The sequence below is a fragment of the Streptomyces prasinopilosus genome (assembly GCF_001419695.1).
Classification (GTDB): Bacteria; Actinomycetota; Actinomycetes; order Streptomycetales; family Streptomycetaceae; genus Streptomyces; species Streptomyces prasinopilosus.
In genome coordinates this window covers 1-13,539 of sequence record NZ_LIRG01000179.1, presented here as the reverse complement: position 1 = coordinate 13,539, position 13,539 = coordinate 1, and the positions used below count along the sequence as shown (strand labels likewise).

Here is a 13,539-nt window from a genome sequence, read left to right as displayed (position 1 = left end):
CGCCGGCGGGGTTGCCGGCGACGAGGCGGGTGACGAGCTGGAGAATGGCCTCCAGCTTCTCCGCGGTGACGGCGCCGGCCTGGATGGCGCCCGCGGTGACCGAGCCGGCCTTGAGGTCTGGGCCGTCGACCTTGATGGGGGTGGCGGTGGTCTCCTCCGACGGGTCCCCCGCCACGGCGGAGGTGTTCACGGCGGTCAGGCGCACGTAGTGCGGCACGTAGGGCAGGGGCAGGACGGGCAGCATGCCGCCGTCCCCGGCCCGGGTGATGGTGCCGGCGTAGGTGGCCGCGGACGGGGTGAATGCGGCGGTGGTGGAGACGTGGACGGCGACGTGGTCGAAGTCGGCCGGGAGGGGCTGCCCGGAGGCGAGGGTGCCGTCCCACACGACCCGCAGGCCGCCGATGGTGGACGTGACGACCGGTGCGGTCGGTGCGGTGGGGGCGGGCCCGTCCACGGCGATCAGACCGATGGTGCCGTCCGGCTGCATCCCGATCCGGCCCCGCACCGCGCCGGCTTGGTCCTTGACGACGATGTTGGCGTTGTCGAGGGCGGCGTGGGACAGGCGCGGGGAGTTCTCCACGCGCGCCAGCCGGGCCTCGAGGTCGGCGATCTTGCGACCGATATCCACTACTGGCCTCGCTTCTTTACAGGAGAAGGTGATATTCTGTAAGCATGACGCAGCAGGTCAAGCGGGCTTTCAAGTACCGCTTCTACCCGACGGACGAGCAGGCAGCAGAGCTGTCCCGCACGTTCGGCTGCGTCCGCTACGTGTACAACTGGGCACTCCACATGCGCTCCGAGGCGTACGCCTTGCACAGCAAGAACGTTGGGTACGCTGAAACCGACCGAGCGCTGACCGTTCTGAAGAGGCAGCCGGATACGGCGTTTCTTGCCGAGGTAGCTGCCGTTCCGCTCCAGCAAGCCTTGCGTCATCTCCAGACGGCGTTTGCGGCGTTCTTCGACAAACGCGCTAAGTACCCGCGTTTCAAGTCCAAAAAGAAGTCGCGCATGTCCGCCGCCTACACCCGGGCGGGATTCCGCTGGCGGAACGGACAGATCTTCCTTGCGAAGATGAACGCGCCGCTCGACATTCGCTGGTCCCGTCCGCTTCCTGAGGGTGCGGATCCGTCCACGGTGACGGTGTCCCGAGACAGCGCGGGCCGCTGGTTCGTGTCCCTGCTGTGCGAGGACACCATCACCCCGGCTCCGGCCACCACGAACGCCGTCGGTATCGACGCGGGCATTACCTCGCTGGTGACCCTGTCGTCCGGCGAGAAGGTGACGAACCCGCGCCACGAGCGCCGTGACCGCGCAAGGCTGGCCAAGGCGCAGCGGGAACTGTCCCGTAAGGCGAAGGACTCGGCCAACCGGGAGAAAGCCCGCCGGAAGGCCGCCCGCGTGCATGCGCGGATCACCGACCGGCGACGGGACTTCCTGCACAAGCTGACCACTCGACTCGTCCGTGAGAACCAAACGGTCGTCATCGAGGACCTCACCGTCCGCAACATGCTCAAGAACCACAAGCTGGCGCGCGCCATCTCGGACGCGTCGTGGACCGAGCTGCGGACGATGCTGGAGTACAAGTGCGCCTGGTATGGGCGCGACCTCGTAACCGTCGACCGGTGGTTCCCCAGCTCGAAGCTGTGCGGGGCCTGCGGCACGGTCCGCGAGGAAATGTCGCTGAACGTCCGCGAGTGGACGTGCGAGTGCGGCACCATGCATGACCGCGACGTGAACGCGGCACGCAACATCCTCGCCGCCGGGCTGGCGGAGAGGTAAAACGCCTGTGGAGCTGATGTAAGACCTCAACGGGAGTCCTCCCGGACGGGGCGGTCGGCAACGAAGCAGGAAATCCAGCGGGTGACCGTTGGAATCCCCGCCTTCGGTCGGGGAGAAGTCAATGGCCTCCGTAGGTGTACATGGCTGACGGCTTCAGGGACACCTGCGCCTGCGGGCCGCCGGACGCGGTGGGCTGGATCGTCCAGCCGGTGACGCGGCACCAGCCGGTGTAGCTGGTCCAGGAATTGTGGATGCGGACGTACACGTCGTCGCCGACCTGCCACGATCCGAACGGGGCGGCCGGGGTGTCGCGGATGGTGACCGTTTCGACCGCGCCGAGGGTCTGCCGCCAGGCGCGCTCCCACTCCACCCGCTGCTTGAGGACGTCGTTGCCGTTGATCTCGGGGAATGCGGCGGTCGCCTCCAGGCGCAGCCGGCCGTTACGGACCGCGCTGATCTGCCGGAGCTTCGCCGACCCGTCGCCGGCGCCGGTGCCGATGACGACCTGCGCGTAGTCGTCCCCGGAACGGATCTCCTCCGGGTCTTCGATGATGTTCACGCCGGAGGAGAATTCGATGTCCTTGCGGCGTGCCCCGAGGCGGGGCCAGCCGAGCCGGATCCGTTTCACCACGCCGGTCTTGTCTGAGTTCCAGGTGGTGGTGCAGGTGTACTCGGGGGTGCCCTGGTCGGAGACCAGCTCGTCGACCTGGTCTCCGAGGGATTTGCTGTCGTACCAGTGGGAGTGGTGGACGTCCTCGGGGGTGCCGACCTTCGACGTGGACGTGGTGACATCGACGACCACGCCCAGGTTCCCGTCGGGGATGGACTGTGCGTACGTCCAGATGTTGCGGATGACCTGGCAGCGGTCCTGATACACGTACGGGCCGCGGCCGCCGTGCTCCCCGTCCAGGTCGTACCGCTTTTGCAGGTACGACGACCAGGAGGCGGCCTCGATCCGGTACTCGGAGCCCTCGGCGCGCACGTCCCACACGAGACCGCCCCACTCGAGTTGCCCGTCGGACTCCACGTAGATCTCCGTGGTGCCCGGGTCGGCCAGCGTCGGATTAGAGGCGACCAGCCGCGGGGACAGGATGCCGCGCAGCTCCCCGGGGCCGGACAGTTCGGGCCCGTACTCGAGGTCCGTGACCGGCAGCGCGGTCGACAGCCACGCCCCGGTGAGGGCGTGCCGGGTGAGGACCCGGCCCGGCGGGGCGGTCACCGCGGCGCCTCCTCGAACTGCACGTCCGCTACGAGGGTGGTGCCGGAGTCCACGTAGATCCGGGCGGCCTGCCCGGCCTCCTGGGCGGCCGCGCGCACGCGTAGAAGCTGGGTGGTGCCGCGGTAGGAGGCGGGCAGGGTGAGGGTGTCGGCGAGGATCGCCGGGATACGGCGGACGCCGGTGCCCTGGTTGTCGTCCAGGGTGACGGACTGGAGGGTGAGGCTTGAGCCGAAGGTGGCGGACAGCGGCCCCCAGAAGTTGCCCAGGGCGTACCGGATCGGCGACACGTCGATCTTGATGATGGCTTTGGTGGCCCAGTCCGGCACGGCGATGTTCCAGCCCGCGGCCGTGGAGAAGTAGGAGGGGGTGGTGGAGGAGCCGATGCCGGTGCTCTGGCCGGCGGGGGACTGGGTCAGCACGGTGCGCTGGCGGCGCGGGTTCGCCACCCGGCGCAGGTCCGTGATCATCGCGTTGGTGATCGTGGACGTGGACGCCGGGATGTCGATCCGTGCGAGCGGGATCCCGGTCCGGCCGTCGGGGATCGTCGTCGCCGACGAGGACACGTTCGAGATGACCTGGAAGTAGGTGATCTGGTCGACCTGCGGGTCCAGGGTGCCCTCGTACTCGGGATCCTGGACCCGCACGATGACCATGTCGGAGCGGCCCGCGCCGGCGCCGGTCGCGGCGATGTCGACGCTGGCTGATCCGATGTTGCACACGGAGTAGTGACCCTGGAAGGTGTTGGCGCGGCCGCGGATGACCGCGGACCCGTCGCCGACGGTGACGCCGCCACCGGGGGTGGACCGCTGGACCACCTTGAGGTCGTCGCCCTGGGTGATGCCCTCCGCTCCGGCGGACAGGTCGCGCACCAGCATGCGAAACTGCTGCGCCGGGTGGTGGGCCCCGTTGGTGAGGATGGGCCGGGGAAACAGTGCCATGGTCGGCTCTCCTTCAAAGGGCTATGTAGGCGTCGCGCCAGGTGACGCGGAGGCGGCCGGAGTTCGTGCTGTCGAAGGCGGTCCACCGCATCTCCGACACCCCCGGGGGGATGGAGAACAGGTCGATGCGGGAAGCGGGGCTGAGGTAGGTGGAGGCGTTGCCGCCGTTGTCCCAGGTGACGGTGCGGAACCCCGGACGGGTGTCGATCTCCACCCAGCGGCCCGCGGGCAGGTTCAGGGTGGGCAACGCCAAGCTCCTGCCGGAGGCGACGTGGGTGATGGTGACGTTCGCGCACGGCCCCATCACCCGCAGGACCGGCCACGCGGCCGCGGTCCCGGCGTTGGTAACCCAGCCGGGCCGGTCCGCGGCCACCGTCCCGTCCTGCACGTAGATGGGAGCGACCACCGGGGCGGCGAACCCGCCGCCGGTCAGCCAGCCCAGCGGCAGTTCGGTCGTGGACGGGGTGTCGGCGTAGAAGGTGGGGTCGTGGGCGAGGAACTCCAGGTCGAGGGGCACATAACCGTGGATGACCTGCCCGTACTCCGGATCCACCTTCCGGGCCCGCACGGTGAGGCGCTTGACCGGACGGCCGGGGCGTTTGATCCGCAGTGCCATGCCCTGCCCGCCGACCAGGCGCACGCTCGCCGGATCGGTGACGGCCTGCAATGCGGCGACCATGTCGTGGCAGGCGGCCGGATTCCCCGGGATCTTGATGGCGGCATCGAACTGGATCTGGCGGCCGCCCCAGTAGTCGGGGCCGGCGAACTGCCCGTCCATGGACGGCTGGTCCACGTCGGACTCGCGCACCGGGGGCCGGCCCAGGCCGGTCGTCTCGATCACGTTGACGTTGGTGCCGGCGCCGATGACGACGCCGCCCAGGTCGTACTGCCAGTCCTCAAGCGGCACGGGCGGCCACCCCTCCCCTGCGTGCGCGGCGGATACTGCGGCCGACCTGGGCGCCGATGTCCGAGGCGGTGGCCCCGGTGCGGACGGCGGTGACCTGGACGGTGGTGGGGCTGGACTCGCGGACGATGACGACCGGGCGGGTGGCGCGGGCGTCCGTGAGGCCCACGCCGAACCGGGAGGCGACGTCGGCGAGGACGGGCATCGCGCTGCGCCGCTTCGACGGGCTGAGCGGCAGGTAGGCCTCCCCGCCCGTGCTGGGCTCCGCAAAACGGATGATCCCGCCGCGGGTGGCGTACATGCCGGCCCGGATCCCGCCGTCTGCATACGCCTGGTGGGCGTTGGCCTTCCGCAGGTCGGCAATGAACCGGCTGGATCGCGAGCCCAGGGAGCTCAGGATCTGGCCCTTGGCCTTGTTCGCGATGGCGATGATGACGTCCTCACCGAGCCCGGTGGCCCCGGCAACGTCGTGGATGCCGGTCTTGGACGTCTTGATCGCGGCGATGATCTGCACCAGGTCCCGCACCTGCTCGTCGGTGAGCGCACTGTTCGCGGTCTTCGCCGCGGCGTTCGCCTTGGACGCCTTGGACTTGTCCTTCACCGCGGCGGCGGCGAGCTGCTGGGCGGCCTCGTCGTTCTGCGAGGCGAGCTGGGCGGCGAGGTCGCCGTAGCCCATCCCGGCGAGCCTGGCCAAGTTGTTGGCGAACGTCTGGTTCATCTTGTTCGCGGTGCCGAGCTGACGGGTGTAGTCCGTCAGGCTGGCTTTGGCCGTCTTCTGGAGGTCGCGGAGCGCCTTGGCCATGTCGTTGATGTACTTGGTGGAGCCGGTGGCCATCTTGTGGGCGAGCTTGCGGCCCTCCTCCCCCATGGACGCCAGGGCCTGGGCGACGTCCCCGCCGACCCGATCGGCCACCTTCTCCAGGTCCTTGTTCCAGGCCCGGGTGGCACTCGCCGTGGCCTTGATGCGCTTCTCCACCGCGCCGAGATCGAAATACTCGATCTCCTTGATGGTGACCTTGCCGTTCTTCCCCTTGACCTTCACCTTGCGGGTCTTGTTGCCGCGCTGTCCGGCGTCGGAGGCGCTGAAAAGAGATCCGGTCTGCGGGTCGTAGCGCCAGTCCGTGACGGAGCCGTCGGCGTTCCAGGCGATGGACGCCGGGTCGCCGCCTAGGCGGCGCACGATCTCCTCAGTGATCGCACGGGATCGCACCCGTTTTGACCTGGCAAAAGGCACGTATCCCTCGCCCTGAGTCTCCGGCTCACCCCACACCCGCCACGACCCGGCCGGGGCGATCTGCGCGACATGGTTCTCCGCGCCGCCGGCGAAGTGGCGAATGCCGCCGCGCTGAATGCCGCCGTCGGCGTAGTAGTCGACCACGGCGCCGTCGGCGTACGAGCCGGGCCGCAGCTTGGTACGGGAGCGGGCCTCACCCGTGCTCGAGACGATGTGCCGTTCGTAAAACGTGGTGGTGATGCTGACGGACTTGTTCCGCAGGCCCGCGATCGCTGAGGCGAGCGAGGCGACGTTGGCGCGCTGGGTGCCGGTCGGAACGGTGATGACGACGTTCTTGCCCTTGGTGTCTCGGATCTTGAATCCGAGGAGCTCCAGCTGCTGGCGGGCCTCCGCCGTCGGGGCCTTCATGGTGATGGTCTTGCCGTTGGTGGAGGCGACCTTCGCCTTCACCGACTCCAGGTCAGCGATCGCGGACGCGGTCGCCGCATCGATCGTGATGGTCTTGTCCTGGAGTCCGTCCCGGCGGCCCTTCAGCTCGTCCAGGGCACTGCCCGCGGTACCGGTCTCGGCGGTGACCTTGAAACGGCCGTCCTTCAGCTCGGTGACCTTGAAACCGAGGGACTCCAGCATCGTGACGGCCTCGCCGGTGAGCGCATCCACCGTCACGCTCTTGGCGTTCGGGGTCTCCTCAATCGCGGCGATGACGGCGTCCAGGCCCGCGATGGCGTCCTCGGTCCGCATGTCGATGCGGGTCGACTTCTCGTCGGGGATGTCCAGGTAGGCGTCAGCGAGCGCCTTGGCCTGCGTCTTGGACAGGCCCATCGCGTCGGCGGCCTGGATGAATGCGGCGCGGCCGCGTTCCTGGATGCCGGACACGTACTCCCAAGACTTGCCCTGCTCCCGGGCGGCCGCGGCGGCCTCGTCCGTGTTCGCGGCCAGCTCGGAGAGGACCTTCTCGGCGTCGCGGGCCTTCTGGCTGCCGAGGTCGAGTTCCCCGTCGCGCATCTTCAGCGCGCCCGCGTGCTCCTGGACGGCCTTGGTGGTGTCGTCGATGGACTGTTCGAACGCGGACATCGCGGAGCCGGCGGCCCGGTTCACGTCATTGAGCGCCTGAATGCTCTGCCGCAGTCCGTCCGCGCTGGCCCGCTGCGCGTCCAGCTTCGCAGCCGTCTCCTGCGCGGCCGCCCCGAACATGCCCATCGACTGCGCGGCCAGCTCGGCTTCGAAGGCCTGGTCGGCGAGGGCGGACTTGTAGTCGTCCAGCTGGGCCTTCAGCTCCTTGCCGGACATGCCCTGCTTGCGCATCGCGGCCGCGATCCGCTCGAACGCCGCCGCCGCGATATCACCCTTCCCTGCCTTGACGAGGTTGGCGAGGGACTTGTCGACGGCGTCCAGGTCCTCCTTGGCCTCCTTGACCGGCGTGGAGTCCATGCCGAGCAAGCCGGTGAGGAACTGCTGCGTCTTGTCCAGATTGGAGGGCCTGGACAGGGTGCGCAGGCTCTCGGAGAGGCCGCCCAGGTCCTTGCCGAACGCGCGGGCCGCCTCCCCGGCAACCTTCCCGGTCTGCCCGAGCTTGCCCAGCGACGTGGTGAGCTTGTCGACGTCCGACGGGGCCTGCTTCCCGATCTCGGAGAGTTCCTTGAAGACGACGACGACGGCGGCGATCCCGGCGATGACGATGGATGCCCGCGCGGCCAGGCCCAGGGACAGGAACGCGGCCCGCAGGCCGGCCAGGCCACCACCGGCCGTCGCCGCGGTGGTGCCGAGGGCGGCGATCGCGGTACGGACCCGGCCCAGACCGGCGGCGAGCGCCGCCATGCCCGCCCCGGTCAGTTGGAGCAGCTTCAGGGCCGTCGCGACCTGGAGGATGATGCCGACCAACTCCGGCGGCAGCGCCGCAACCAGCCGGGCGAACGCAGTGACCAGGGTGAGCATGGTCGGCCCGGCCTCCGCGGCCGCCCGCACCAGCATCACGACAGCCTCGGAGATCGCCGAGAGCGCCTCCCGGGCGGCGGGCCCGTTCTGCCGGGCATAGGCCATGAACTCCGCGATCGGCCCGTCCTGGAAGGCGCCGCCCTCGGACAGCACCCGCAGGAAGTGGATGACGCCGTCGGTCATCTCGTCCAGCTGCCGGTCGGTGAAGTCGGCGAACCTCTCGGTCATCGCGTCGAAGCCGGGCGTGTTGATGGCGCCGCCGGCGATGGTGACCAGCCGGTCCAGCTGGGCGGACGCGGACTCGACGTGCGGGGTCAGGCGCGGGATCAGCTCGTCGAGGACGGTGATGCCCTTGGTCAGCGGGGCCATGGTGAAGCCGGACATCTCGTTTGACCAGGCGCCGAAGTTGGTCTTCAGCTGCGACAGGGCCATCGCAGCCTTCTGCGCCTCGGGGGGCAGTTCGGCAAGGATCTGCTGGTAGGCGACCTGCGCTTCGGTCGCTTCTGCGGAGGCGGCGCCGTGCTCACGGACGGCTTCCTGGTACTTCGTCTCCGCTTCGGCTACCTCGGTCAGTGGTCCGACCTGCCCGGCGAGCGCGATACCGAATGCGGCGGCCGGGACGGTGGCCGCCGCGAACGCTCCGGGCAGCGGCGCCAGGCTGGTGGACAGTCCGGCGATGAGGGGGATGGCCGCGGTGGCGATCGGCAGCAGCCCGGCCAGTCCGATATCGAGGCCGCCTCCGCTGCCGGACCCTCCCCCGAGGCTGCCGCCCAGGCCGCGCAGGGCGGATGTATCGACGTCGACCCGGAGGCGGATGCGCTGGTTGTCCTGCGCCCAGCGGACCGCGGCCGTGACGTCCCGACGCAGCTGCATCGAGTCGGTGAGCCCGATGGGGATCTCGATGCGGTGCCCCCACGCCGCCCAGCGCACCGCTGCCTCCACCTCGCGGCGTAGTTGCATGGCGTCCGTCAGCCGCAGGCTCACGGCGAGGGTCTGGCCCGCTGCGGCCGTCGTGACGGCGTCCGAGACGTCGGAGCGCAGATCGCCCGAGTCCAGGACGAGGGGGATGGAGATGCTCTGGCCCGCTGCGGCTGTCGTGACGGCGGACGTCACGTCGGAGCGCAGATGACCGGCGTCGATGTCGAGGCGGATACGGATGTCGTTGCTGGCCTCCGCGCGCAACAGGGTCAGGTTCCTGCGTAGTGCGTTGATTTCGTTGGAGGCGTTGCGGGCGTCGGTGGCCGTGTTCCGAAGAGTGCGGGCGAGCCCGGAGCCCTGCCCGGTCAGGCGTACCGACAGATTCCACTCGGACACGGGCGGGCCCCCTTTCCTGGGCTAGTGCTGGTGGGTCTTCTGGAGTTCGAGGGCGGCGGCGACGCTGGACGGGATCAGAGCGACTTTCACCCCGTGTCCCTCGTCGCCGTCGGGGACGGTCTTCTGTTTGTCGGCGATGAGCTGGCAGCCGATGCAGCGGTGGGTGGTGGCCCGGTAGGCGTCCTCGTCACCGCCCGCGTGCTCGTCCCACTCCTCCGGCCTCGTCCCGCAGTGGGGGCAGGTCTGCTTGAGGTAGTGGGCGTAGGCGAGGGCCTTGCGGCGGTCGAGACCAGTCCAGGTGCCGTCGCCGTGCCCACGGAACTGCGAATGGGGGACGCCCCATGCGTGGCAGAGCTCCATCTCGGCACGGAAGTCGGCATCATCGATCAGTCTTTTCCCAGGTCGGTCCGCTGTGTGTGCTGCACCGACCAAGCCGCCTGCCACAGGCTGCGGGCGTCGGAGGGGGTCCACGTCCGCATGAAGCGGGCGGCGGCCTCCTCCGGCATGCCGTCCAGGGACGCGGCGGCGATCAATGCGGGCATGAAGTCCTCGGCGAACTCGCTGCCGTTCTCCTCGTCCTGCTCGGACGGCGGGTGCTTCGCCAGCAGTTCCTCGAGGGCCTGCCGCTCCAGCGCCTGGAAGCGCAGCATGACGGTGTGGGCGTCGTAGGCCTTCTGCGCGGCTGTCAGCGCCGTCCTGGCGTCCTTGGCCTGCTGCTCCGCCTGCACGCGGGCGATGGCGGTGTCCGCCCCGGCGTCCTTGGGCAGGCCGGCCAGGTAGGCGTCGGCCTGCTCGGATTCCCGTCGCGCGGCCAGGTAGCGGCTGCGGATCTCGGGGTCGTCGCACAGTCGGAACACGTTGACGGGCTTCTTGACGGCGTTGAGGCGCTTCTCGAGCGCATCCCAGGTGCTGCTGCTCATGTCGGGTCCTTTGGGAAGGCCCGGCCGGGCGCGCGCGGCGCCCTTCCCAGATACACCGGGGCCCGGCCGGGGGCTTGGAGGGGGTGAAACGGCCGGGGGATCAGGGGCCGGTGGGCACGGTCTGGTTGAAGGCCGGCCGGTCCGTGATGACGAACTGGACGTTGATCTTCGCGGCCTCGTTGTCCGTGCTGTACTGCTTGGAGTTGGAGGCGACCTTGGTGGGGAAGACGTCCATGCCCTTGTTGCCGGGCGTGGTGCCCTTGCTGAAGATCACAACGAAGCCAGCGGTGCCCTTGGCGAGTTCGGTCTCCACGTCGTCGGTGACGGAGTCCTCGTAGAAGCCCAGGCTGGAATCGGCCGCACTGTCGTCACCGTCGATCTTGGGAACGAATGTGCTGGCCATGTTCGGTGTCTCGATGGGCTGGTTCTCGAGACTCCAGCCGTCGATGCTGTGGATGTGCTCGGTCCAGTCGGTACCGGCGGTGATCTCTGCCGTGGTCGGGATCAGATCGGTCGAGGCGATCGTCGGCAGGAAGTGAATCTTGGTGGTGCCCTTGCGGTTGAACCTCATGGTGGCCCCTCGCGGATGCGGGGCCGATCGTGGGGGCCCCTGCTACACGGTCTTGTGTGGCGGCCACCTGTTGTGGTGGCGTCCGCGTGGGGTCCCGCCGCGGTGCGGTGTTGCCTGAGCCCGCGGGCTCAGGCGGTGGTCAGGTTGAACCTGAACCGCTGCACATAGGTCATGATTGCAGCTTCCTGCTCGGACGTTCCCCCTGGTACCGCGCCCCACTCGACGTCCAGGGAGCGGGTCATGCAGGAGACGCCGGGCACGGTCAGCGGGTGCAGCCACATGCCGGTTGCCGGGTCGCGACCCAGGAAGATGGCGCGGGCCTTGTCTGCCATCCACTCCAGCTGGTCCTGCGTCGCGCTGGACTGCGGCTTGGTGGGGTCCGGTCCGGACACGCTGGTGAGTTGGTAGACGAGCGATCCGTCTTCGCTGCGGTCGGCGAAGGGAGCACCGGAGACGCTGGTGTCGACGGAGTACGCCAGGTAGTAGGGCGGCGCTTGCCCTGAGGTGGGGGCGCGGCCGCGGCCTACGGGCATCTTGGAGGCGATGGCGAGCGTTGCCACCACCCAGTTCGTGACCAGTCGTTTCTGAATCATGTGAACAGCTCCCCCACGGCGGCGCGCATCTGCTGGTGCAGCGTGTCCTCGATGTGACTGAGGGCGGGCTGAACGTGCGGGTAGGGCGGTTGGAAGAAGTGCCGGCCGATGGAGTCGGTCATGTCCCAGAACCCGAACTCCAGACGGCGGCCCTGGGGGGCGTTGGTGCCGATGGTGCATTCCGCGCCGTGCGGGATGCCTCTGGTGATGGCCTGCCAGGACGCCCGGTACTGGCCCGTGATGACGTTCGGGCCGGGCCGGCCGGAGGCATTCGCGCGGATGCGGGCGACACCGGTGGTGCCGACGTGCCGCATCCGTCGTTCGACCGTCTCACCGATCTGGTCGGCTGCATCCTCGAGGCGGTTGGCCAGGTCGTCCAGGTTCACGGCGTGCCTCCACGGGCAGCCTGTTTCATGTCCATCGGGGTGACGCGGACGACTTCCACGGTGGAGGCGCGGCCCGGATCCTGGCAGAACCAGATGCGGCCGAGGAGTGCCGTGTTGGCGGGGTTGTGGACGGTGACGACGGTGACGAGGTCGTCGCGGGCGGCCATCGGCGCGGTGAGCGGTGTGAAGAGGCGGGCCGGGGACATGGTCTCCTCCGTCCAGGGCAGCGTGGAGGAAGGCAGGGAGCTGATGCCGCCGGGGGCGCCGGCCGCGATGACCGCGCCGGTGCCTTCGTAGACGAGTTCGGGCTCGGGGTATTCGAGCTGTCCCGTGTCCGGGTTGAGGACGGGATCGCCGGTGACGGGCCTGACGATCCGCACGATGTCGACCATCAGGTTCGCTTGGAGCCAGACGCCGACTCCGGCGAGGGCGTTGTCGAGGCCGGCCACTACTGCTCTCCTCTGGCCCAGGCGGCGGCTTGCCGCAGCATGGCGCGGGTCAGGTCGTATTTCTGGTGGCCGAGGTCGTCGCGGTTGAGGGCGGCGTTCTCGAGCGCGGCGGGGTCGATCTGGGTGAGGAACGCGGTCACGATGTCGCCGGGGGTGTCGGCGATGCCGACGGCGACACGGGCAAGGCCTTCGAAGGCGGTCCCGTCGGGCTGCCGGGTGTGCAGGACGACCAGCGGGAGGCCGCCGGCGATGTCGTGCTGGAGGGTGTAGCCGGTGACGGTCCCGGCCGGGAGAGGGGTGCCGTCGATGATGATCGAAGCGTGGCCGGGTTGGGCGTTGATGCGGACGGCGTGCGCCTGCGGCTCCGCAGGGGTGTCGGTCACAGGGGCGCTCCGGTGCGGATGTCGGTACGGCCAATGAGGTCGAGGCGGGGAAGGAACTCGCGTACGCAGTGGACGTGTGATGTGGGGTGGGCGAGGGCGTCCTGGACGGTACGCAGCGTCCGGTCGGCCTTGTCCGGCGAGTCGTGGGATTCCCACCCGCAGCCGTTTCCGTCCCGGACCTCCACCCACTCCGTGCCCAGCTCGTCCAGCGCGGTGCGGACGGCGCCGGTGTTGGCTGCGGTGACGGCCTGCCAGGTGAGGGCGGCACGCGCCCACGCCTCCACCGGGTGGCGGGAGTTGTTGGCGTAGACGACGGTGTCCAACGGGTGGTCGCGGCGCAGCGCCTGGGTGTCGAGGCGGGCGGCGTCGGGGTCGCGGGCGGCGTCCTGTGCGTCGCGAAGGAAGGCGCGGGCGCGGCGGATGGCTTCCTGGATGCGGTTGGTGAGGTCGGCGTAGTACTGGGCGGACAGGCCGGTGATGGCGGCCTGGTGCCGGCTGGTCCAGGTGAACCGGGTCTGGCGGCGGTCGGCGTTGTCCAGCAGGGTCCAGGCGCCTTCCCGGTAGACGACGGGCAGGTCGGTGGCCGCCCACCGTTCGGCGAAGGCACCGGCGGCGCGGGCGAACGCGCCCAGGGACGTGTTGAAGGCGGCGATTGCGGCGCGCAGGCGGGGTCCGGCGCCGGAGGTGCGGCCGGGCCGGATCGCGGCGAGCGCGGCCAGCAGCCGGGTCTGTGCGCCGGTGAGGATCGCCCACGCCTGCCGGAGCCGGGACACGGCGTCGGTGATGTAGCCGAGGAGGCGTTGGCGGAGGGTGCGACGGCGGCGCCGGACGGGGGTGGTCATCGGCGTGGCCGTTCGATGAGCCGCAGCATGCCCAGGCCGTCGCTTCCGGTGGTGCCGTCGTCCGGGTCGTCG

Annotated in this window: 14 protein-coding genes; 1 reads left to right on the top strand and 13 read right to left on the bottom strand. The window is 69.7% G+C overall.

Going from position 1 to position 13,539, the window contains the following annotated elements:
* Positions 1-628: hypothetical protein (locus AOK18_RS09240; RefSeq protein ID WP_206281514.1), on the bottom strand; the 628-nt coding region annotated here is incomplete at its 3' end.
* 44 nt (positions 629-672) lie between these two features.
* Between AOK18_RS09240 and AOK18_RS09235 the strand changes: the two genes are divergently transcribed.
* Positions 673-1,779 (top strand): RNA-guided endonuclease InsQ/TnpB family protein, encoded by a 1,107-nt coding sequence (locus AOK18_RS09235; protein ID WP_420865588.1) that lies wholly within the window; start codon positions 673-675, stop codon positions 1,777-1,779.
* A gap of 118 nt (positions 1,780-1,897) precedes the next feature.
* On the opposite strand, the gene AOK18_RS09230 is transcribed toward AOK18_RS09235, so the two are convergent.
* The 12 genes from AOK18_RS09230 to AOK18_RS09175 form a co-directional block, all read right to left on the bottom strand.
* A complete protein-coding gene (locus AOK18_RS09230) occupies positions 1,898-2,998 on the bottom strand; it encodes a hypothetical protein (RefSeq protein ID WP_055693984.1) in 1,101 nt (366 codons plus the stop codon).
* Positions 2,995-3,936 (bottom strand): hypothetical protein, encoded by a 942-nt coding sequence (locus AOK18_RS09225; RefSeq protein WP_055693983.1) that lies wholly within the window; start codon positions 3,934-3,936, stop codon positions 2,995-2,997. The genes AOK18_RS09230 and AOK18_RS09225 overlap by 4 nt, the downstream gene beginning before the upstream one ends.
* Before the next feature lie 13 nt (positions 3,937-3,949).
* Positions 3,950-4,843, bottom strand: a complete 894-nt coding sequence (locus AOK18_RS09220; protein WP_055693982.1) for a phage tail family protein — start codon at positions 4,841-4,843, stop codon at positions 3,950-3,952.
* Entirely contained in the window at positions 4,833-9,323 is a 4,491-nt protein-coding gene (locus AOK18_RS09215) for a hypothetical protein (RefSeq protein ID WP_055693981.1), read from the bottom strand. The genes AOK18_RS09220 and AOK18_RS09215 overlap by 11 nt, the downstream gene beginning before the upstream one ends.
* A 21-nt stretch (positions 9,324-9,344) precedes the next feature.
* Entirely contained in the window at positions 9,345-9,683 is a 339-nt protein-coding gene (locus AOK18_RS09210) for a hypothetical protein (RefSeq protein WP_055693980.1), read from the bottom strand.
* A gap of 26 nt (positions 9,684-9,709) precedes the next feature.
* Positions 9,710-10,243 carry a hypothetical protein gene (locus AOK18_RS09205; protein ID WP_055693979.1) on the bottom strand — a complete coding sequence of 178 codons (534 nt, stop codon included), beginning with the start codon at positions 10,241-10,243 and terminating at the stop codon, positions 9,710-9,712.
* 100 nt (positions 10,244-10,343) lie between these two features.
* On the bottom strand, positions 10,344-10,814 hold the full coding sequence (locus AOK18_RS09200; RefSeq protein ID WP_055693978.1) for a phage tail tube protein: 471 nt from the start codon (positions 10,812-10,814) through the stop codon (positions 10,344-10,346).
* A 128-nt stretch (positions 10,815-10,942) separates the two neighbouring features.
* Positions 10,943-11,407, bottom strand: a complete 465-nt coding sequence (locus AOK18_RS31770) for a hypothetical protein (RefSeq protein ID WP_055693977.1) — start codon at positions 11,405-11,407, stop codon at positions 10,943-10,945.
* Positions 11,404-11,793, bottom strand: a complete 390-nt coding sequence (locus AOK18_RS32930; protein WP_055693976.1) for an HK97 gp10 family phage protein — start codon at positions 11,791-11,793, stop codon at positions 11,404-11,406. The genes AOK18_RS31770 and AOK18_RS32930 overlap by 4 nt, the downstream gene beginning before the upstream one ends.
* Positions 11,790-12,242: a DUF6093 family protein gene (locus AOK18_RS32925; protein WP_055693975.1), complete on the bottom strand. Its 453-nt coding sequence runs from the start codon at positions 12,240-12,242 to the stop codon at positions 11,790-11,792. The genes AOK18_RS32930 and AOK18_RS32925 overlap by 4 nt, the downstream gene beginning before the upstream one ends.
* Positions 12,242-12,625, bottom strand: coding sequence for a hypothetical protein (locus AOK18_RS09180; protein ID WP_055693974.1), 384 nt, complete (start codon positions 12,623-12,625; stop codon positions 12,242-12,244). Before AOK18_RS09180 ends, AOK18_RS32925 begins: the two co-directional genes overlap by 1 nt.
* Complete coding sequence (locus tag AOK18_RS09175; RefSeq protein WP_055693973.1) at positions 12,622-13,467, bottom strand: hypothetical protein; 846 nt, start codon at positions 13,465-13,467, stop codon at positions 12,622-12,624. The genes AOK18_RS09180 and AOK18_RS09175 overlap by 4 nt, the downstream gene beginning before the upstream one ends.
* Positions 13,468-13,539: the final 72 nt, after the last annotated feature.

What these genes read in the sequence shown, in the direction of transcription:
- AOK18_RS09225 (WP_055693983.1), bottom strand. Translation starts at nt 3,936, where the DNA reads ATGGCACTGTTTCCCCGGCCCATCCTCACCAACGGGGCCCACCACCCG.
- AOK18_RS31770 (WP_055693977.1), bottom strand. Translation starts at nt 11,407, where the DNA reads ATGATTCAGAAACGACTGGTCACGAACTGGGTGGTGGCAACGCTCGCC.
- AOK18_RS09235 (WP_420865588.1), top strand. Translation starts at nt 673, where the DNA reads ATGACGCAGCAGGTCAAGCGGGCTTTCAAGTACCGCTTCTACCCGACG.
- AOK18_RS09205 (WP_055693979.1), bottom strand. Translation starts at nt 10,243, where the DNA reads ATGAGCAGCAGCACCTGGGATGCGCTCGAGAAGCGCCTCAACGCCGTC.
- AOK18_RS09175 (WP_055693973.1), bottom strand. Translation starts at nt 13,467, where the DNA reads ATGACCACCCCCGTCCGGCGCCGCCGTCGCACCCTCCGCCAACGCCTC.
- AOK18_RS09210 (WP_055693980.1), bottom strand. Translation starts at nt 9,683, where the DNA reads ATGGAGCTCTGCCACGCATGGGGCGTCCCCCATTCGCAGTTCCGTGGG.
- AOK18_RS09200 (WP_055693978.1), bottom strand. Translation starts at nt 10,814, where the DNA reads ATGAGGTTCAACCGCAAGGGCACCACCAAGATTCACTTCCTGCCGACG.